This window comes from Ligilactobacillus sp., from assembly GCF_036846325.1.
Taxonomy (GTDB): Bacteria; Bacillota; Bacilli; order Lactobacillales; family Lactobacillaceae; genus Ligilactobacillus.
In genome coordinates this window covers 1-19,306 of sequence record NZ_DAIUCE010000012.1, presented here as the reverse complement: position 1 = coordinate 19,306, position 19,306 = coordinate 1, and the positions used below count along the sequence as shown (strand labels likewise).

Annotated in this window: 19 protein-coding genes and 1 other RNA gene; 17 read left to right on the top strand and 3 right to left on the bottom strand. The window is 46.1% G+C overall.

The window, feature by feature from the left end:
* The first annotated feature begins 158 nt into the window (after positions 1 to 158).
* From V7Z60_RS02460 to nth, 8 genes are all read left to right on the top strand, one after another.
* A complete protein-coding gene (locus V7Z60_RS02460; RefSeq protein ID WP_334116020.1) occupies positions 159 to 362 on the top strand; it encodes a hypothetical protein in 204 nt (67 codons plus the stop codon).
* A gap of 105 nt (positions 363 to 467) precedes the next feature.
* Entirely contained in the window at positions 468 to 647 is a 180-nt protein-coding gene (locus V7Z60_RS02455) for a hypothetical protein (RefSeq protein ID WP_334116018.1), read from the top strand.
* A gap of 507 nt (positions 648 to 1,154) precedes the next feature.
* The gene (locus tag V7Z60_RS02450) at positions 1,155 to 3,962 is read left to right on the top strand and encodes a helicase C-terminal domain-containing protein (protein ID WP_334116016.1); all 2,808 of its coding nucleotides are present in this window, start codon (positions 1,155 to 1,157) and stop codon (positions 3,960 to 3,962) included.
* 89 nt (positions 3,963 to 4,051) lie between these two features.
* Positions 4,052 to 4,534, top strand: a complete 483-nt coding sequence (locus V7Z60_RS02445; protein WP_334116014.1) for a cell wall elongation regulator TseB-like domain-containing protein — start codon at positions 4,052 to 4,054, stop codon at positions 4,532 to 4,534.
* Positions 4,535 to 4,549: 15 nt separating this feature from the next.
* On the top strand, positions 4,550 to 5,734 hold the full coding sequence (locus V7Z60_RS02440; protein ID WP_334116012.1) for a pyridoxal phosphate-dependent aminotransferase: 1,185 nt from the start codon (positions 4,550 to 4,552) through the stop codon (positions 5,732 to 5,734).
* Positions 5,735 to 5,746: 12 nt separating this feature from the next.
* Positions 5,747 to 7,048, top strand: a complete 1,302-nt coding sequence (asnS, locus tag V7Z60_RS02435) for an asparagine--tRNA ligase (protein ID WP_334116010.1) — start codon at positions 5,747 to 5,749, stop codon at positions 7,046 to 7,048.
* Positions 7,049 to 7,106: 58 nt separating this feature from the next.
* Positions 7,107 to 7,814: a DnaD domain-containing protein gene (locus V7Z60_RS02430; RefSeq protein ID WP_334116008.1), complete on the top strand. Its 708-nt coding sequence runs from the start codon at positions 7,107 to 7,109 to the stop codon at positions 7,812 to 7,814.
* Complete coding sequence (gene nth / locus V7Z60_RS02425; RefSeq protein WP_334116006.1) at positions 7,807 to 8,448, top strand: endonuclease III; 642 nt, start codon at positions 7,807 to 7,809, stop codon at positions 8,446 to 8,448. The genes V7Z60_RS02430 and nth overlap by 8 nt, the downstream gene beginning before the upstream one ends.
* A gap of 60 nt (positions 8,449 to 8,508) precedes the next feature.
* On the opposite strand, the gene V7Z60_RS02420 is transcribed toward nth, so the two are convergent.
* Both V7Z60_RS02420 and recU read right to left on the bottom strand, forming a co-directional pair.
* On the bottom strand, positions 8,509 to 10,854 hold the full coding sequence (locus tag V7Z60_RS02420; protein WP_334116004.1) for a transglycosylase domain-containing protein: 2,346 nt from the start codon (positions 10,852 to 10,854) through the stop codon (positions 8,509 to 8,511).
* A gap of 17 nt (positions 10,855 to 10,871) precedes the next feature.
* Positions 10,872 to 11,483 carry a Holliday junction resolvase RecU gene (gene recU, locus V7Z60_RS02415; protein WP_442918886.1) on the bottom strand — a complete coding sequence of 204 codons (612 nt, stop codon included), beginning with the start codon at positions 11,481 to 11,483 and terminating at the stop codon, positions 10,872 to 10,874.
* Positions 11,484 to 11,570: 87 nt separating this feature from the next.
* Between recU and V7Z60_RS02410 the strand changes: the two genes are divergently transcribed.
* From V7Z60_RS02410 to V7Z60_RS02395, 4 genes are all read left to right on the top strand, one after another.
* Positions 11,571 to 12,149 carry a DUF1273 domain-containing protein gene (locus V7Z60_RS02410; RefSeq protein WP_334116002.1) on the top strand — a complete coding sequence of 193 codons (579 nt, stop codon included), beginning with the start codon at positions 11,571 to 11,573 and terminating at the stop codon, positions 12,147 to 12,149.
* Positions 12,150 to 12,200: 51 nt separating this feature from the next.
* Positions 12,201 to 12,542 carry a cell division regulator GpsB gene (gene gpsB, locus V7Z60_RS02405; protein ID WP_003693975.1) on the top strand — a complete coding sequence of 114 codons (342 nt, stop codon included), beginning with the start codon at positions 12,201 to 12,203 and terminating at the stop codon, positions 12,540 to 12,542.
* A gap of 22 nt (positions 12,543 to 12,564) precedes the next feature.
* An RNA gene (gene rnpB / locus V7Z60_RS02400) (RNase P RNA component class B) lies at positions 12,565 to 12,933 on the top strand.
* 85 nt (positions 12,934 to 13,018) lie between these two features.
* Positions 13,019 to 14,155, top strand: coding sequence for a THUMP domain-containing class I SAM-dependent RNA methyltransferase (locus V7Z60_RS02395; RefSeq protein ID WP_334115995.1), 1,137 nt, complete (start codon positions 13,019 to 13,021; stop codon positions 14,153 to 14,155).
* On the opposite strand, the gene V7Z60_RS02390 is transcribed toward V7Z60_RS02395, so the two are convergent.
* A complete protein-coding gene (locus V7Z60_RS02390) occupies positions 14,152 to 14,526 on the bottom strand; it encodes an RNase H family protein (RefSeq protein ID WP_334115993.1) in 375 nt (124 codons plus the stop codon). The genes V7Z60_RS02395 and V7Z60_RS02390 overlap by 4 nt on opposite strands.
* A 102-nt stretch (positions 14,527 to 14,628) precedes the next feature.
* Between V7Z60_RS02390 and V7Z60_RS02385 the strand changes: the two genes are divergently transcribed.
* The 5 genes from V7Z60_RS02385 (at position 14,629) to pyrR (ending at position 19,158) form a co-directional block, all read left to right on the top strand.
* Complete coding sequence (locus tag V7Z60_RS02385) at positions 14,629 to 15,021, top strand: EbsA family protein (protein ID WP_334115991.1); 393 nt, start codon at positions 14,629 to 14,631, stop codon at positions 15,019 to 15,021.
* Positions 15,022 to 15,135: 114 nt separating this feature from the next.
* Positions 15,136 to 16,794: a formate--tetrahydrofolate ligase gene (locus tag V7Z60_RS02380; protein ID WP_334115989.1), complete on the top strand. Its 1,659-nt coding sequence runs from the start codon at positions 15,136 to 15,138 to the stop codon at positions 16,792 to 16,794.
* Between the two features lie 293 nt (positions 16,795 to 17,087).
* Positions 17,088 to 17,531: a signal peptidase II gene (gene lspA, locus V7Z60_RS02375; protein WP_334115987.1), complete on the top strand. Its 444-nt coding sequence runs from the start codon at positions 17,088 to 17,090 to the stop codon at positions 17,529 to 17,531.
* On the top strand, positions 17,528 to 18,433 hold the full coding sequence (locus tag V7Z60_RS02370) for an RluA family pseudouridine synthase (RefSeq protein WP_334115985.1): 906 nt from the start codon (positions 17,528 to 17,530) through the stop codon (positions 18,431 to 18,433). Before lspA ends, V7Z60_RS02370 begins: the two co-directional genes overlap by 4 nt.
* 176 nt (positions 18,434 to 18,609) lie before the next feature.
* Positions 18,610 to 19,158: a bifunctional pyr operon transcriptional regulator/uracil phosphoribosyltransferase PyrR gene (gene pyrR / locus V7Z60_RS02365; RefSeq protein WP_334115984.1), complete on the top strand. Its 549-nt coding sequence runs from the start codon at positions 18,610 to 18,612 to the stop codon at positions 19,156 to 19,158.
* The last annotated feature ends 148 nt before the right edge of the window (positions 19,159 to 19,306 follow it).

Genomic DNA, 19,306 nt, shown 5'->3' with positions numbered 1-19,306 from the left:
GTCAGCTCCACTTACAGGGTGATTTTGAAATGTTTGGAGGATGGAAAATATCCCAAGTCATATGCAAATGGCTGGGGATAGATAAGATGAGCTAATAGTTTTAAGAAGACTATTACCCGCGTCAAAGTTATAGATGAGACAGAAAGGTTTGGTGTGAAATGCGAAAAGCTATGATTGAAAAAATGCTTGAAAAGGCAATGTGCTATGATGGCAAAGTAATAAAAGATACACTTCACCCGATTAGTGAGCTTCTTCCGGAGGGTGAACAACCTCTTACGCCTGAAGAAAATGAATATATTGATAGAAGATTGCTTGAAGAGTCAGAAAAAATGACAGAATGGCCAGAAGTAAATGTCGGTTAATCATTCACATAAATGATGTGGGTGCTATTTTTATGCTCTTTTCCTTTCTTGGGACTTCGCATATAAAAACATGATATAATTAATATGTGAATTGAGGTGATTTCTGTGTTGAGTGATGAATTAGCAGACAAGTATTATCGTGAACGAATCTATGCAGAATCCAACAAGCCGGATTATACCGAAGAGGAGCTGCGCCTTCAAAAAGAAAGAGCAAAAGAATTAGAAGAGTATGGAAAGAAAAGACGCAGGGAACGTGAGATGGGAGCAGCCAGAAAAAACAGCTGACTCTAACTTGTAACGTGAGGTGCAGGCATGGCTGAAGATGAAATGGTAGTTGGCGGTTAATTGAGTTAACCGCTGTTTTTGTATGTCCCGTCATATGGCGTTAAACCATGCAATGCGATTGAAGTAAGTACACGGTCGAAAAACGACCAGGCAATAAGAACCTGCTCAATCGGTATTCCACCACACACTGAATCCTTGTCGTGAAAAAGGAAAAAGACGCTGCAGGTGTTCCTGTATAAAAAATTGAGAAATAAGATTAGCTTTAGTTGCAATGAACCATAGTGGACAATGCAGGAAGAAGGTGAAATCGTCCGACTGTAAAAAGATGATCAACGCAGAACAATCAAGCTTAAATACAGGTAATTGTTTTTGCCCGCAGGTGGGGAAGTTTAATCGGATCATGAGATGTGGTAAACTTGAAGACAGGTAATCAGAAACGAAATGCAGAACATCGTCCGAATTTTCTGGCAGTTTGGCAAATCTAAAAAAACGAAATTGGTGAAAAGAATGTCTAAGTTGCAAACATATGCTGTCGTCGATCTCGAAATGACGGGCACCAATCCGAACGGCAGCGAGCGTTTGATACAGTTTTCCTGCGTTTTCACGGAGGGAGGAAGAATCGTCAATAAGTTCTCGACTTTAATCAATCCGTTGAGAAAAATCCCCGAAGATGTTCAGAATCTGACGAACATCACGGATAAGGACGTTTCGTGCGCCCCGACCTTTGATGAAGTCGCAGGAACAATTTATGCGCTTTTAAGTGGAACTGTGTTTGTTGCACACAATATTGAGCTTGATTATCGTTTCCTGAACAGTGAATTTGAACGCATCGGATTTCCGAAGCTTGACCTTGAAGGAATCGACACTGTCCAGCTTGCGCAAATCGCGTTTCCGACGCTTGCTTCATACCGTCTGGCAGATCTTGCGCATTTTCTGGGATTGAAGCACAAGCATCCTCATCATGCGGACAGTGATGCCCTGGTGACGGCCGAACTCTTCATTCTGCTGCAAAGAAAGCTTTCTTCAATGCCGGAAGCCTTGCTCAAGAGTCTGCTCAGACTGTCTGATGCGCTCCTTTATGAAACGAAGCAGTGCATTTTACAGGCATATGAAAATAAGCGGGAACAACACGAGATGCTTGACAGGGAACACATCGAAGTTGAAGGAATCGTGCTCAGACGGCCGCGTTTTGAGGCAAAAAAGGGATTTGGCGATGAATTTCCGAAAACCGAGGCTGAGCAGTCCGGGCTTTTTTCAGGAGTCATCGACTGGCGAAAAGAACAGGCGAAAATGATGAACGATATCTACGAGCACTTCAACGGTGCTGAAAAGATGCTTTTGGTTCAGGCTCCGACCGGCATGGGCAAGACGCTCGGATATCTTGTTCCGGGCGCATATCAGGCACAGAAAGGGACTTCAACCGTGGTTTCAACGTCGACGACGGCATTGCTGGATCAGATTGTCAGGGAATCCGTGCCGCTGCTTAAAAGAATCGTTCCGTTCGATTTCACGTATGAAGTCATGAAAGGCAGCGGACATTACATCGATCTTGAAAAATTCAGTCATACGCTCAGGCTTCCGCTGAACAATCAGACACGGGTGCTGCAGATGCGCATTTTATCCTGGCTCTGGCAGACGACGACCGGCGATATGGATGAACTGCACCTGACGACCTATCGAACGCAGTTGTTTAAAATGATTAAACATACGGGGGTCGGGTCATTATCCGATAAAAGTGCATTTTACGGTCTTGATTTTGTGAGACTGAGAGACGTCAGAGTCAGATTTGCGGACTTTGTCTTTACCAATCATTCTTATCTGCTGCGCCATGCCGAAGAAATCGGCAGAAAGAAGGCCAATCTGATTTTGGATGAGGCCCAGAACATCCCGGTCGCTGCGATGGAACAGAGCAGGTCCGTCCTTGATTTTGACCTGGTCAAGATTTACTCAGACACTCTGCTTGTTTCAATGGAGTCGCACATTTCATTTTCGTTTGAAGGACTGATCAGACAGCATTTTCTGACGAAGAACGAATATCGGACAATTCTGCGCAATATTCAGATAATCGACCATTCCGTACCGTTCATCAGAGAGAAGTTCTGGGAAAGATACATCAGACCATGGGTCGAATCAAAGAAGGAATTCGTTGAAACGCCGCTTTCTCCAAATAAGGTTTTGGGTCTTTTGAAGGAGAATTTTGCGATTTTCCTGAAGACGACAACTGCATACACTGAACTTTTGGGACAGATAACGGAAATGAAGCAACGCTTTTTCAGGGCGCTTGATGCCGGAACCCTTGACCATGAGGCCGTCAATCTTCTAACTGACTGGATCATTGATTGCGAAAAGCTTGTCGAATCAATGGAGAAGTGGCATCTGCTGGAATTTTCCGAACTCGAGAAAATGGACGAAACAGCGCTGGTTTGGCTGAAACACTCGCCCGATAACCCTAAAACGCATTTGCGCCTGTGCTTTTCAAGGCTTGAAGCCGGAAAATATCTTGAAGAAGAAGTTTACGGACATTTTAAGCACATCGTGATGTGCGGAGCGCTGTTGTTCACGAAAAAGACCGAAGAATACACGAAGGCACAGCTCGGTCTGGATAACGGTGTCCTGACAAGAAAATATCAGGGCACGTTTGATTATGCTCATCAGTCAAGAGCCGTCTTTGCGACGGATTCGCCCGATCTTTCGTCAATGCTCAGCAAGGATGAATATCATGCATATCTGACTGATGCGCTGGCAGGCATTATTGAAGGAACCTCCTTGCAGACGCTGGTTCTGTTTAACTCCCTGGAGGATATCGAAGCAGTTTACAACGGACTGTCGGTACGTGGACTGAATAAAAAAAGGGAGATTCTGGCTCAGGGAGTGAACGGGACTCCCGAAAAACTGAAGAAACGTTTCGTTCTGGCGTCTTCAAAGAGCATTCTTCTTGGAGCGGGAAGTTTCTGGGAAGGAATCGACCTTCCGGAAGACAGGCTTGAACTGCTGGTAATTACGCGTCTTCCCTTTCAGGCCCCCGATTCACTGATCAACAGGGTGCGCTATCGCAACGTTCAGGCTAAGGGACACAATCCTTTTTCGGCTATTTCGCTTCCCGAAGCAGCCTTGAAGTTCAGGCAGGGGTTTGGAAGGCTGATCAGGACAAAGGACGACCACGGCGTTTTGGCGGTGCTGGATTCGCGCATCATCAACAAGCGTTATGCGCATGAGTTTACTGACACGCTTCCGGAAGATCTGCGTATTGATTGTGTCAAAATGAAGGATATTCCCGAAATTATCCGCGATGCTGAAAAAGATTTTGGGTTTTAGGTGCCGCTGATGAGAAAAGACTGGTATAATAAAGCATGTGTTTTATTTTCAGCCGATTCTGCACGATGGATGAAGGGAGCTTTTAATAAATGCAAAAAAAGCAGCATGGCAGGCTGTATCTTTTTATTGGAGTCTTGCTGGCAATAGTTGCTGTTTTAGGGATTTTCCTTAAATCAGTGCAGCCGGAAAATGAAGCTCACAAAGAAGCGGTTCGCCTGGCTAAGAAATATGCGCATCTCAGGAAAGAGGATGCTTTTTACCGTTACAGCAGGGACAAGACTTTTTACACCGTCGCCGGAACAAATACGGATAACCAGAAAATTTATGCCATTGTTTCGAAAAACGGCAAGAAAATCAACATCTACGGTCAAGAGGACGGCATCTCTGCTGAAACAGCCAAAAAAGCCGTCAGAAAACGGCAGGACGTCAGGAAGATTACGAATGTCGGAATGGGTATGAGGGGAAGAACTCCCGTCTGGGAAGTCACCTATCTTAACACTTATGGCAATTTGTGTTACGACATCATTGCTTTCAAGAATGGTGATGTCATCAAAACAATTCAAAACATTTGATGGAGGTTTTTTCAAATGAAGATATCGCAACGTGCGCAAAATATTACGCCTTCGGCCACATTGGCACTTTCTGCCAAGGCAAAGCAGATGAAGGCTTCCGGAATCGACGTGATCAATTTATCAATCGGAGAACCGGATTTCAATACTCCGCGTCACGTTAAGGATGCGGCTGTTGCAGCCATAAATGAAGGAAAGTCCGATTTTTACACTCCTGCAACCGGTATTTTGGAATTAAGAGAAGCAATCGCAAAATTCGTCAATGCTGACTGCAACACTGCATTTTCCAGGGAGAACGTCGCTGTGGCAGTCGGCGGGAAGATGGCGCTTTTTGCAATCGCGCAGACCATCCTTGATCCGGGCGACGAAGTCCTGATTCCGCTGCCATATTGGGTGAGCTACGGTGAACAGGTCAAGCTTGTCGGCGGAGTTCCGAAGTTTGTCAAGGCCAATAACGAAACCCATAAAGTTACGGTCGGAGAACTTGAGGAGATGCGGACGGAAAGAACCGTCGCTGTAATCATTAATTCGCCGCAGAACCCGTCAGGCTTGATTTATACGAGAGAAGAACTTGAAGCAATCGGCAGTTGGGCAGTCGAACACGATATTTATCTGATTGCTGATGACATGTACAGCAAGTTAGTCTATAATGGAAATAAGTTTGTCTCATTGATGGAGCTTGAACCTTCAATCAGACAGAATACGATTCTTGTCAACGGTTTTTCAAAGGCATATGCAATGACCGGATGGCGAGTTGGCTACGTTGTTGCCGGAGAAGCAATCATTAAGAAAATCGGAGCCGTTATCGGACACGAAACAAGCAATCTGGCAGCAGTAAGTCAATATGCCGCCCTGGCAGCAGTTACCGGCGATCAGGCATGTACTGAGGAAATGCGTCAGGCATACGAAAAGCGCTTGAACGACATTTATCCGCTTGTCTGCGAAATTCCCGGATTTGAGTTGAAGAACAAGCCTGAGGGGGCATTTTACATGTTTCCAAATGTCAGGAAGGCTGTTTCTTTCTGCGGATTCGAATCGACGGAAGAATTTGCGGACAGGCTGTTGGAAGAAGCACACGTTGCGGTTGTTCCAGGCTCTGCATTTGGCATGAGCGAACACGTGCGCCTGAGCTATGCGACAAGTCTTGAAGACTTGAAGAAGGCCATGAGCCGGATGAAAGAATTTGTAGAAAAACATATGTAGGAGGAATTTGGTTTGGAAACAATCAGCATTATCGATTCCAAAGATTACGTCGATCAAAAAGTGAAAATCGGAGTTTGGCTGACCAATAAGCGTTCAAGCGGCAAGATTGCCTTTTTGCAGCTTCGTGACGGAACGGCTTATTTTCAAGGAGTCGTTGTAAAGAGCAATGTTTCTGAAGAAACGTTTAAGCTTGCAAAGGAGCTTAAGCAGGAAACGAGCATGTACGTGGTTGGAACGATTCATGAGGATGCACGCTCCCATTTCGGCTATGAAATTGAAATTGAAGACATTGAAGTGGTAGGGGAAAGCGAGAACTATCCGATTACGCCGAAGGAACACGGCACGGATTTCCTGATGGACCATCGTCACCTGTGGCTTCGTTCCAAGCGTCAGTTTGCCGTGATGAAGATCAGAAATGAAGTAATTCGTGCAACGTACGAATTCTTCAACAAGGAAGGGTTCATCAAGCTTGACGCTCCGATTTTAACGGGCAGCGCACCTGAAGGAACGACGGAACTGTTCCATACTGAATATTTCGACAAGGATGCATATTTGTCCCAATCCGGTCAGCTGTATGAAGAAGCGGGGGCAATGGCATACGGAAAGGTCTTTTCGTTCGGCCCGACGTTCCGTGCTGAAAAATCCAAGACTCGTCGTCATTTGATTGAATTCTGGATGATTGAACCGGAAATGGCTTTCATGCATCAGGAAGAAAGCTTGGAGATTCAGGAACGCTACATTGCCTGCCTTGTTCAAAACGTTCTTGATCACTGCGACTATGAGCTTGAAATTCTTGGACGCGATCGTGAAGTTCTGAAACGCTATACGGAACTTCCTTATCCGCGCATTTCCTATGACGAAGCAATTGACCTGCTCAAGGAAAGCGGAGAATTTCCTGACGTCAAGTGGGGCGAAGATTTTGGATCTCCTGAAGAAACCTATCTCGCAGAACACTTCAGCAAGCCTGTTTTCGTCATGAACTATCCGAAGGCCATCAAGCCGTTTTACATGAAGCCGCACCCGACGCGCGATGATGTCGTGATTTGTGCCGACCTGCTCGCGCCGGAAGGATACGGCGAAATCATCGGCGGGTCTGAACGCGCAACGGATCCTGAATATTTGGAAGAGCAAATAGTTAAGGCTGGACTTAATAAGGATGATTATGAATGGTACTTGGATTTGCGGCGTTACGGCAGCGTTCCTCACTCAGGCTTCGGCCTTGGGCTTGAGCGCTGCATCACGTGGCTGACGGGCGAAGATCACATTCGTGAAGCAATTCCGTTCCCACGTTTGCTGAACCGTATTTATCCTTGATGAAAATCTTGGGCCGGGATGTTTCCTGGCCTTTTTTTACTTGAAAGTGGTGTTTTCAATGGATGATGCAACAGTTTTTATTTTAAGGAAAGGCCAGACTTCGATTTCAAATCTGCTGCTTGAAAATTATACGGATCTGGGTCTTAACGACGGCGAGTTCTTATTGCTGCTGATGCTGATGAAATTCGACCAGCAGAAAGAAGACGTTGATTTGGAAGCTTTGTCTAAGATTATGGGCAAGACGGATGCCGAAATCGGAACGCTGCTCAATAATCTGATCGTCAAAAAGGTCGTTGATTTAAGAACCGTTATTGATGCTTCGGGCAAGCAGCGCGATTGTTACGATTTATCGTTTTTGTATGAAAAGCTTGTGCAGATTGTAAAAAATCAGTTGCAGACACGAAATCAAAAACAGGAAAACGCAACTAAAGAACAGGTTTTTGACAGTTTTCAAAAAGAATTCGGGCGCCCGCTTTCAAGCATTGAACTTGAGGAAATCAGACGCTGGTTGGAAGAAGACGGCTATTCGCCGGAAATCATCCTGCTGGCCTTGAAGGAGGCGGTTTTGAGCCAGGCATACAACTTTAAGTATATTGACAGAATTCTCATTTCATGGGAAAAGCAAAATGTTCATTCGGCGATGGACGTTCAGCGAGTCAAGAATCAGCGCGAAGAAAGGAAAACGAATCAGAACAAGAAAAAAGGTAATGCCAGTCGTCCGAAAATTCCGTTGAGTCACTGGTCTGGAGTTGATAAAGATGCTTGAGAAGAAACAGGTTTCAAAAGTGCTCGATACGATGAAGCGGCGTTTTCCAAAAGCGGATACGACCCTTGACAGGACTGATCCGTTCCACTTTCTGCTGTCGATTATTTTAAGCGCACAGGCAACCGATGTTTCCGTCAATAAGGCAACCCCGGCACTTTTTAAAGCATATGAGACGCCGGCTGATTTGGCTCAGGCAGATCCGGTTGAAGTTGAAGAATACATCAAAACGATTGGACTGTATCACAATAAAGCCAGGTATCTGGTCGGGTGTGCAAAAGATCTGGTTGAACGCTTCGACGGCAAAGTGCCGAAGACGCGCGAAGAGTTGATGAGCTTGACCGGTGTCGGCAGAAAGACTGCCAACGTGGAACTTGCCGAATGTTTTGGAATCCCTGCATTTGCCGTTGACACTCATGTCAGTCGCGTTTCCAGCAGGCTTGCTTTGGTTGAACCGACAAAAAACGTTTTTGAGATTGAGCGTCAGCTGATGGAACAGGTTGATGAGGACCGTTGGATCGAGGCGCATCATTTGCTGATTGCATGGGGGAGGTATCAGTGTCTTGCGCGAAAACCGAAATGCGAAACGTGTCCGTTGAGTTCTGAATGCAAGTATTTCAGAAATTTAAATGACTGATGTCAACAAAAAAGCAGCATCCTGGTCTGGATGCTGCTTTTTGCTGCAGTCATATTATCATCAATGCTGCTGTTGTGTTGCTGTTGCGTCGGAATTATCCTGAGTTCCATTTGTCGTTGTTCCTTTGCCTGGCGTTCCAGTTGAAGGCGTGCTGGCAGGACTGGAGTTGCCTGCCGAATACGCAGACGTGTCGACGCTGTCAGAGGAAGTTTCACTTGAAGATGTCGTCGTTTCTTCTTCTGATGACGATGATGATGACGATGATGAAAGAACGCTTGAAGTTGTTTCAAGAGAACTGATTGAAGAAGAGTCGTCGTCATCATCAACATCCTTGACCGTCTGGCCGGGAGATCCTGCAAGATAAAGCTCGCGAACGCCGTTAACTTCCTTGACGTAGACGTTGCTTGGACGCGACCAGTCGCTGTTTGTCTTTCCCTGTGAAAGGTAAGTCATGACAGCTTTGTAAAAGAGCGAGGCCAGCGATTGTGAATATCGGTCAAGATAGTTGCCGCTTTCATACTGGTGATCATATCCGACCCAGACGGAAACGGAATAGTGCTTGGTATAGCCGTTAAACCATGAATCCATTGATGCGCTTGAAGGGAACTTCGAGGCAACGTCTGACGGATAGGCATTCGTTCCCGTCTTGCCTGCCTGATAAAGTCCGCTGATGGCAGCTCTTGTGCCGGTGCCTTCCGAAATTACCTGTTTCAGCATATCTGTAATCATATAGGCTGTCGAAGGCTGCATCGCCTGTTTGCCAGAGCTGGCGAATTTCTTCGATTCGCCGTCAGCTGTAATGATTGTATTGATATATTGCGGCTTATGGTAGATTCCCTGGTTGGCAAATGCAGCGTAGGCGGCAGCATTCTGCAAGGTCGAAGAAGGCATGCCGATGCCGTTTTGAAACTCAAGCGTCTTTTTATATTTGAAACCGAGTTTTTCGATGAAAGCCTGCGACTTGGTGATGCCGACTGCCTCCAAGGCACGGATGGCCGGAATGTTTCGCGACTGAATCAAGGCATTGCGCATTGTCATCGTGCCTTTTTCCTCATGGTCAAAGTCATATAGCTGGATGTTAGTCCCCGGGTAAATGTACTTCGTGTCCTTGAGCGGCTTGTACGTTGCCCATGAAAGATACTCGATTGCAGGACCGTAGTCCATCAGCGGCTTGGCCGTGGATCCGTTTGTCCGGTCGGTTTGAACGGCACGGTTCAATCCAAAGGTGACGTCGCCGTTCTTTCGTCCCCCGATCATCGCAACGACATTTCCGTTTTTAGGATCGATGACGGTTGATGCAACCTGCAGCTCGTCATCGGGATAGTTCAGATATGAGTCGGTGTTTGCAATTTCGTAGAGTCGTTTCTGAACATTCATGTTCAGGTTCGTATAAATCTGCAGGCTTCCTTTATAGGGGTCGTATCCTTTGTTCTTGACTTCCTCGACAACCTGCTTGATATAAGGATCGGCAATCTTTTCGTTTTCAGTGGTTCCCTGCTGCTGATGGGACTGAAGCAGTCCGTTCTTGACGTCTTCGTTTTTGGCTGAAGCAGCCTCCTGCGACGAAATCTTATCATTTGCGACCATCGCGTTCAGGACTTCATCGCGTCTTGCCTTGGCATACGTCGGATTCGAATACGGGTTGTATTGGGAAGGTGCATTCGGAATTCCGGCAATCAGGGCCGTCTGCGCAAGATCAAGCTGGTCGAGGGCTTTGCCGTAATAATACTTGGCGGCCGTCTGCATTCCGTAGCAGCCGTATCCCATGAAGACCTTGTTGACGTAATAGGTCAGAATCTGATCCTTGCTGTATGTCTTGTCAAGCTTTAAGGCGAGCCAGGCTTCCTGGGCCTTGCGCTTGAAAGTCTGGTCTGAGCGCTTGGTTGAAAAGAATGAAAGCTTGATCAACTGCTGGTCAAGCGTACTGCCGCCTTGTAGCCCGGCTGAAGATCCGCTGACGTTGGAGAGCGCGGCGGCTACGATTCGGAACGGGTCAACGCCCATATGCTTGTAAAAGCGCCTGTCTTCAATGGAAGTAACGGCATCCTTCAGTTTTTGAGGGATATCCTTGCCGTTGACGTATGAACGGTTTTCAGTTCCGAGCGACATGATCTTGTTTCCGTCGGAATCATAGATGATGGTTGATCCTGCGCTGGCAAGGCGCTGTTCTGACAACGTCGGTGCATCTTTTGCCCACATGAAGAAAAGCGTTGCTCCGGAACAGATGCAGACAAGTGCCGCCAATGCGAGTCCTAAGAGAATTTTTGAAAAAAGAGACATCCTTTTCTTAGGGCGTCTGACTGGACGTTTGCGCGGACCATTATGATTCTTCGAACTGTGATGCTGTTCATGTTTTTTAGCGGTACGCGAATATTTTGGATCGTTGTTTCCCATATATTCTCTCATATCCTCCTTGATACGTGTTAAAACTTATGATTTGAAATCAGGCAGTCGACGCCTTCCAAGTAAGGAAGGCGAGGTTCCAATCCGTAGTCAAGCCCAATACCCTTGTCTTGGATGACTTTTTTTGGAATCGACTTTCGTCCGCTTTCCTGATTGTCCCAATACTCAAATAAAATATCGGCAGGAAGCAGGAAAAGTTCAGAGCTTGAAACGAATCTGATGATTGTAAAACATATTCCGCCTTGTTTTTGACAGGCACGCATATGTTCCACCTGGTGCTTATGGAAGTTACTTAGCGGAAACGAAGCTTTGTTTTTTGTTTCCTTTGCTTCGAAATCGATGTATTTTCCATGATAGACGCCATTGTAATCGGTCGTCGATGCTTGTTTGAAATATGCTTCGCGGATGACCGCGGCACTTCTTTTCGGATAAGAAACGTCAACGATCTGGATTGGAATCGGCTTTTTATGAATGACGGCGATTCCGTGTTCGAGGTAGTACTTGTTGCTTTCGTTGATTTCGTCTTCAAGCGACATGCCACGGTTTCCGTAAATGGTGTTTCGGGCCCTGGTCCTTTTTAGAGCTGAATGATTATTCTTGAAAGGCCGGCCGTTGGGATAATTAATTACCACAGAGTATCAACTCCCATCTGATTAATTATAACAAGTTGCGGGCAAATTAGCAAAGAAGGTAGTACAATCAGGTAAGGGGGTGACTGAATGAGACTTTGGGTAACCGGATACCGCAGCTATGAGCTTGGCATCTTCAATGATAACGATCCGAAAGTCGCCGTAATCAAATACTGTCTGGAAAACAGCTTGAATTCCTTGTTGGAAAAAGGACTCGAGTGGGTTATCACGGGCGGACAACTGGGAACTGAGCAGTGGGCGCTGGAAGTTGCCGAAAAAATTGCAATGACTAATTTTGAATTGAAGACATCGTTGATGTACCCGTTCTCTGAATTTGGCAGCAATTGGAAGGAGGACAGGAAAATAAGACTCAAGGAACTGGAAGAAAACTGCGATTTCAGCGCAAAGGTCAGTTCAAGGCCTTACGAATCGCCGCAACAGTTGAGAAATTACCAACGATTCATGCTTGAGCATACCGAAGGCTGTCTGCTTTTGTACGACAAAGAGCATGAGGGAAAATCCCGCTATGACTATGAAGCAATTCTGAGACATCAGGAGAATAATGATTATTTTCTTCAAACGATCGACATGTTCGATTTGCAGGATGCAAGCGAGCAATATCAAGAAATTCAAAGTTATGGTTTACAATCTGACAATAACTTGTTATAATTAAATGTGTTGTGAGTTAAGTTCCTGTATAGTAAATGAGGTGCAGTTTCTATGGAAAATGTAAATCTTACGCCTAAGGACATCGTAAACAAAAACTTCAAACCGAAGATGCGTGGCTATGATCCGACAGAGGTCGATGAATTTTTGGATGCCGTCATTCAAGATTATGAGGTTTTTACATCTGAGATTCAGAAGCTTCAGGCTGACAATGAAAAGTTGCGCAGTCGCGTCGATGAGTTGACCAAGCAGGTCAGCGTCGGCGGAAATTCACAAACTGCACGTCCTCAGACGAACATGACCAACATGGATGTTTTGAAACGTCTGTCTAATTTGGAACGTCATGTGTTTGGTGCGCAGCTTAACGATAATGGCGATCAAGGTAATCGCTTCTAAAATATGTTAATATAGTAATACAGTTTTCGGGTAATCGCGGTCTATTTATATAGGCTGAGGAAAGTCCAAGCTTGCACAGGCTGAGATGCCTGTAGTGATCGTGCTTGCTGAAAAAATAAGGCAAGGTACCTTTTAAGGTAACGGCAGACGAACGGGCTAAGGTTTCGGCTAAGCTCAAGTAGTTTTGAAAAGTGCCACAGTGACGAACGGATGCGGAAACGCACCCGGTGGAACGAGGTAAACCCCGCGAGCAGGTAACCCAAACTTTGGTAGGGGCGCTTCATGACGGAAATGAACTAATCATGGGGGCGAGTCTTTGACTCGGAGATAGATGATTACCACCGATTTCGGATTCCTGAACCGAATGACGTACGGAACGTGGCTTATAGAGGACTGTATTCCAGGATTGACCAGGGTGTTATCCCTGGTCTTTTTTCGTAGAAAACAAATTTTAAAACAAATCTGTGAGGGATAAAATGGAAAAATTCAATTTAATTGCAACTTGTGCGGCCGGAATTGAAGCAATTACTGCAAACGAACTGAAACATCTTGGATATGATGTTCAGACTGAAAACGGCAGAGTCCGCTTTTCGGGGACGATGAAAGATGTTTTTGAAGCAAACTTGTGGTTAAGAACGGCTGACAGAATCAAGATCGTCGTGGCTGAGTTTGAGGCGAGGACTTTCGACGATCTGTTTGAAAAAACCAAGGCTTTGCCGTGGGATGAGCTTCTTCCGCTTGATGCAGAGTTCCCGGTTTCCGGAAAATCTCAAAAATCAAAGCTGCACAATGTTCCAAGCGTACAGTCCATTGTCAAGAAGGCGATTGTTGATAAAATGTGTACTGTTTATTTCAGACGGACACAGCTTCCTGAAACAGGGGCACTTTATCCAATCGAATGTGCGATCAACAAGGATAAGGTCATGCTTACGCTCGATACGACCGGAAGCAGCCTGTTCAAGCGCGGATATCGAACTGAAAAAGGCGGAGCGCCGCTTAAGGAAAACATGGCTGCAGCGCTGGTACTGATTTCTCACTGGTATCCTGAACGGCCATTCGTTGATCCTGTCTGCGGTTCCGGGACGATTCCGATTGAAGCGGCTTTGATCGGACATAACATTGCACCTGGATTGAATCGTCAATTTGCCTGTGGAAAGTGGGAACTTGTTGAATCGGGTCTTGAAGAAAAAATGCGCGAAGAAGCACAATCGAAGGCGGACATGTCACGCGAACTCGATATCCGGGGCTACGACATTGACGGACGAATGGTTGAAATTGCCAGAAGAAACGCCACTGCAGCCGGAGTTGTTTCAAGCATTAATTTAAAGCAGATGGCTCTGAAGGATTTTAAAACCGATAAGGAATACGGCATAATCGTTGCCAATCCTCCGTACGGGGAACGCCTGAGCAGCAGAGACGAAGTGCATAAGCTTTATCGTCAAATGGGAGAGGTTTATCGCCCGCTTGAAACGTGGGGCAAGTACATTTTGACAAGCGACCTTAAGTTTGAAGAATGGTACGGTCAAAAAGCGACGAAGAAACGCAAGCTTTATAATGGATCGTTGAGAACAGATCTGTTTCAATACTGGGGCAGGCGCAAGCCGCGCGCCTAATGCAGGGCCTGCAGTGCCAGCTCATGTGCTCCGCGGTTTTCCTTATCTGAAATCTGGTTCGGAATCATCAGGGAAAACGTCCGGACAATTTCTTCCAGACGATTAAGCTGTTCCTGATATGACTTGCTGTAGTGCTTATTCAGACTGTCGAAGACAATTTTGCTGTCGGTATAGAAAAAGATTGCTTCGTCTTCCCGGGCAATCTTTTTAATTTGCTCAAAACCTCTGGCGGCGGCAGCAAATTCTGCTGCATGATTGTCTTTTTCGTTCAATGCGAACTTTTGCTGAATCTGCCGTCCGTCTTTGACGATAAGGATTCCTGCCGCGCTTTTTCCGTTTTTAAATGCAGCATCGGTATACAGTTTGATCATTTTGGACCTCTTCTTAACTTATTATTAAATATACTATAGCATACCGACACCGTTTTTTTGATATAATATAACAGACAGTTATTTATTGAAAGGATGTTTTCTGTGGAAAAGCGTTTTTATTATCAACCTGATTTGCCGACTTCAATTACGTGCTGGTCATACACCGGGATGGTTTTCCTGTTCAGCATGCTGCTGTGGCTTGAAATCACCGTCTTTCAAATCTACACGGTCGTTTTTCTTGTGATTTTTCTGATTGCCGCTGTTTTGCAGATCGCACGAAGAAGGATTGTTCTTGAAGATGACGGCGTGGCCGTAAAGACTGTATTTTCCATGAATGCAAAGAAGATTGCGTACGACGACATTTTGAATGTCGAAGTTGAAAAACACAGTCTTGTTTTCGTAACCAGATATCAGAAATTATCGGTTCTGATGAAACGGGAACACGCCGAAGACCTGTACAAAATTTTGAGCAGCTCTGAAAATGTTCGTATTTAAGACGTTTTAATAGCTGAAATAATTAGAAAACAACTAAAAAGAGAACATTTTACTGACAATTGGCGTTATATGAGCTATACTTGAATCATTCATGACAAGGAAGGAAGTTCAGCGTTGAAAGATATTGAAATTGCACAAAAATGCACGATGGAACCGATTGTTGAGGTCGCAGGACGTGCCGGACTGACGGAAGATGAAATTGAGCAATACGGCAAGTACAAGGCAAAAATTTCATTGCCGCTTGAAGGTCACGAACCGACCAAACGCAAACTTGTTTTGGTGACGGCAATCAACCCGACTCCTGCCGGTGAAGGAAAGTCGACGGTCACGGTCGGGCTGGCGGACGCAATGCAGCTCAGGAACAGGAAGACGATGATTGCCCTGCGCGAGCCGTCGCTTGGACCCGTGATGGGCATGAAGGGCGGCGCAACCGGCGGCGGATATTCACAGGTTGTGCCGATGGAAGACATCAACCTTCACTTTACCGGAGACATGCATGCCTTGACGGCTGCAAACAACACTCTGGCAGCTTTGATTGACAATCATATTCATCAAGGCAATAAACTTGGCATTGATCAAAGGCGCGTTATCTGGAAACGTGTGGTCGACATCAATGACCGCGCCCTGCGCCACGTCGTCGTCGGTCTCGGCGGTCCGACTTCAGGGGTTCCGAGAGAAGACGGTTTTGACATTACGGTGGCATCTGAACTTATGGCCATCATGTGCCTTGCAGAAGATATCCCCGATCTCAAGCGCCGCATCGGCCGCATTGTCGTCGGCTATAACTTTGACAGGGAACCGGTTACGGTTGAACAGCTCGGTGTAACGGGTGCGATTGCCGTTCTTTTGAAGGATGCAATCAAGCCGAATCTCGTTCAGACGCTGGCACATACACCAGCTGTCATTCACGGCGGACCGTTTGCCAATATCGCCCATGGATGCAACAGCGTCCTTGCAACGAAGACCTGCCTTGATCTGGCAGACTACACGATCACGGAAGCAGGATTCGGCGCTGACCTTGGCGCGGAGAAGTTCCTTGACATCAAGGCACCGGTGCTCGGCAAGGCTCCTGACGCAGTCGTCATCGTTGCGACGGCCCGTGCGCTCAAGATGAATGGCGGAGTTTCCAGGAAAGAACTTGATGCTGAAAATGTTGCTGCAGTCGAGCAGGGATATGCCAACTTGAGAAAGCACGTTCAAAACATGCAGCGCTACGGGTTGCCGGTTCTTGTCGCAATCAACCGTTTCGTTCAGGATACTGACGCCGAGCTTCAGGTAATTCAAGATCTTTGTGAACAAGACGGGACTAAAGCCTTTGTTTGCGACGTTTGGGCAAAAGGCGGAAACGGGGCTTTGGAACTTGCGGACGCCGTTGTTGAAGCATGCGACAGGGAAACGGAATTCAGGCCTTTGTATGATGCAGATGATGAGGTTGAAGTCAAGATTGAAAAAATCGTCAAGGAGATTTATGGTGGAGCCGGAGTTGAATTCGGGCCAAAGGCGAAAAAACAGCTTGCGCAGTTCCGTAAATTAGGTTGGGACAAGCTTCCAGTCTGCATGGCCAAAACCCAGTTCTCCTTGTCGGATGATGCCGGCCTGCTTGGAGCTCCGACTGGCTTTACGATTCACGTCCGTGAATTTGTGCCGAAGCTTGGTGCAGGATTTCTCGTTGCATTGACCGGCAATGTCCTGACTATGCCGGGACTTCCGAAGGTTCCTGCCGCAATGGGCATGGATCTGACGGATGACGGAAGAATTGAGGGACTGTACTAGGAAAAGGATTGAAGAAATTCTCCTGAACCCGATGAAGTTGGACAGGGCCCGCTCCCTAAAAACATGTTCATGCCGGAAGATGTCAATTATAAATATGTAAATCGAAAGACCGGAATGATGGTAAAATACCGTTGTTTCGGTCTTTTTAATTACAAATGAAATTTATACAAAAATACTATGTTACTTTAACTTAAAACAAAATAAAGCAAACGTCAACAGGGGGGCGTCTTTCCCTGACAGAACTTTTGTTGTATACTGGTTCTAAATGACTTTCAACAGAAAGGTGAATGAAGATGCCTGTATATTTTGTAGTGATGACGCTCATCGTCGTCATCGACCAGCTTGTCAAGTACGCAGTTGCAAGTTCAATCAAGCTTAATTCCAGCATCAGTGTCATTGACGGTATCCTGTCGCTTGCCCATATCAGAAACTACGGTGCGGCCTGGAGCATGCTGCTTGGGCAGATTTGGTTTTTCGTAATCATTTCAATCGTTTCCCTGGCGGTGATGGCCTTCTTTTTCCGGAAGCTTCGCAACAAGCCTCTGTATTTAACAGGGCTGTCCTTGATGATCGGCGGGACGATCGGGAACTTTATCGACCGTTTGCGTTTAGGATACGTCGTCGACATGTTCCAGCTTGACTTTATCAATTTTCCGATTTTCAACGTTGCCGACTGCGCGTTGACGATCGGCGTGGCAGTGATTTTAATTGCAATGCTGAGGGATGATGAACTATGAAGGAAACAGTTGTTGAAATGCAGAGCGGACGCCTGGACAAGGTCTGCAGCGAACTTTTCACGGATTATTCGCGTTCGCAGATCAAGCAGCTGCTTGATGGCGGAAACATTACCGTCAACGGCAAGAACGAAAAGGCAAAGTACAAGGTTAAGCAGGGAGACGTGATCAGACTTGAGGAACCTGAAACGAAGACGCTTGAATTAAGACCCGAAGACATTCCGCTGGATATCGTCTACGAAGATGACGATGTAATCGTCGTCAACAAGCCGCAGGGTATGGTCGTTCATCCAGCTCCGGGACATGATGAGCATACGCTGGTCAACGCCTTGCTGTATCATTGTCCGTTGTCGACAATCAACGGAACCTTTCGACCCGGAATCGTCCACCGAATCGACAAGGACACTTCAGGATTGCTGATGGTTGCCAAAAACGACAAGGCACATCGGTCTCTTGCAAAACAGCTCAAGGATAAGACAAATATTCGCGAGTACGTTGCCCTGGTTCACGGAAGAATCGCTGAAGACGAGGGAACGATAAATGCTCCAATCGGTCGAAGCTTGAAAGACCGGAAAAAACAGGCCGTTGTCAAGGACGGAAGAAATGCAGTGACGCACTTTGAGGTCTTGAAAAGATATCGTGATTATACGCTCGTAAAGTGCATTCTTGAAACGGGCAGAACCCATCAGATCAGGGTTCATATGAAATACATCGGGCATCCGCTTGTCGGCGATCCTCTATATGGTCCGAAAAAGACCATTAAGGGAAACGGACAGTTTCTTCATGCGGGAAAACTTGGTTTCATACATCCGACGACCGGAAAGCTTTTGGTATTTGAAGCTCCCTTGCCGGAAATTTTTCAGGAATGCCTGGAAAACCTTGACAAAACCAATCATTTAGTGTAATTTATATGTTAATGAGAAGTCCTTTAAAATTAGTCCAGAGAGGCTAAGAAGGTGCGGATTAAGAAATGGAATCAGTGTGTTGGTACTGGTGAAATTCGTCTACCACTTAGCCTTGAACAGTGCGTTTCAGGCTGAGTGGTTTTTTATTGGACTGAAATCTTAAGGAGGATCCTGACATGGCAAAAGAGATCTGCGATGCAATGGCAATGAAACGTGCCTTGACACGTATGACATATGAGATTATTGAAAAGAACAAGGGAATCGAAGGCATCGTCCTTGTCGGCATCAAGACAAGAGGCGTTTACCTTGCGCAACGCATCGCTTCACGCTTGAAACAGCTTGAAGGCGCCGACATTCCAGTCGGTGCGATTGACATTTCCCTATATCGTGATGACGTCAGTCATAAGAACGGACACCTCAGGGAACCTGTTGTCAACGACAGCGAGCTTGGTCAGGACATTGCCGGCAAGCATGTGATTCTGGTTGATGACGTTTTGTTTACGGGACGTACAATCAGAGCTGCTCTTGATGCATTGATGGATCAAGGACGTCCTAAGACGATTAATCTGGCAGTGCTCGTTGACCGCGGTCATCGCGAGCTTCCTATTCGAGCAGATTTTGTCGGCAAGAACATTCCGACTTCGCTTGATGAAGAAATCGCAGTTTATGTTGAGGAAATCGACGGAAAAGACGGAATTGAATTGCGTGACATTCCGAATAATTAGGCAACAACCATTTAACTGACTCCAGAGAGGGCAAAAAGGTTGAGACGCTTGGAGTATGCATAATTGCATACGTTCTGGCGGACCTTTGCAGATCTGGATCTGATTTTGGATTCAGATCTTTTTTTAAATTAAAGATTAAAGGACAGAC